1 protein-coding gene is annotated in these 1065 nt (G+C 61.3%); it reads right to left on the reverse strand.

The annotated features are described in order from the left end of the window. The coding region (locus C5F48_RS24075) for a polysaccharide biosynthesis tyrosine autokinase (RefSeq protein ID WP_146170768.1) at positions 1 to 1065 on the reverse strand (1065 nt) is incomplete at both ends.

A 1065-nucleotide genomic window follows, 5' to 3' on the forward strand; every position in this document is an offset into this window, starting at 1 on the left:
ATACGTGTAACGGTAGTTGTAGTAGTATGCAGAGCCGTAAGCGCGACCCATGTCACGATAGCCGTTCAGAATGGCGCCTGCGAGCTTGCTGCCCGAGGTCTCGAAGACGCGGCGGACCGCCTCGACTTCTGGAAGCGCCGTTTCCAGATGCCTGACCACCATGATCGTTGCGCCCACAGAACGGCTCATAATCACAGGGTCGGTGACAGCAAGAGCCGGAGGGCTGTCGATGATGATGAGATCAAACCGGCTGTTGAGTTTTTCCAGCAGTTCCGGGAAGCTGGCGCGCATCAGCAACTCAGACGGGTTGGGCGGGAAACGCCCCGAGGTGATCACCGAAAGCCCATCGACAGGTCCGGGCGTCAACACCTGTTCGGCCGACATTTCCTCCGCAAGAACCTCGGCGAAGCCGGGCGCGTTGCGCTCCACCCCGAAGTAGCGCCGCAGATAGCCGCGGCGCATATCTCCATCGATCAGGCAGACCCGTTGGCCGGCCTGCGCTGTCACGACAGCAAGGTTAACGGCGTTGAAGCTCTTACCTGCAGCCGGAGCTGCCGAGGTAAGCATCACGCTGTTGGTCTTCGCGTCCAGCATTCCGAAGTGCAGAGACGTGCGCAGCGAGCGGAGGGCTTCGACGACAAGATCATTGGGCTCAGTGACCGCCATGATGGGCAGCATACCGCGTAGACGTCGATGGTCGGCGGCATGTGCAGAAAAGTTTACCGTCGCAAATACGGGTAGGCCAAGTTTCTCCAGCTCTTCAGCGCCTTTCACGCCCCTGCGGGTCATGTGACGCAGCAGAACTAGGCCGGCGCCTCCGACGAGACCGAGTATGGCGGCGAGCGCCAGCGTCCTGCCCTTGCGAGGAGCAATCGGACTTGGGCTGGCCTGTGCCGTGTCGATGATCCGCACGGAGCCGATGCTGGAGGCGCGCAGCACCTGCAACTCCTGCACACGGTTCAGCAGCTGAAGGTAGACCTGCTGGGCTACCTCCAGATTGCGGGTCAGGTTGAAGATTTCCTTTTGGGTTTCCGGGAGACCGCCCGCCTCTTCGCGTAGCCGGTC

The organism is Cereibacter changlensis JA139, assembly GCF_003034985.1.
Classification (GTDB): domain Bacteria; phylum Pseudomonadota; class Alphaproteobacteria; order Rhodobacterales; family Rhodobacteraceae; genus Cereibacter; species Cereibacter changlensis.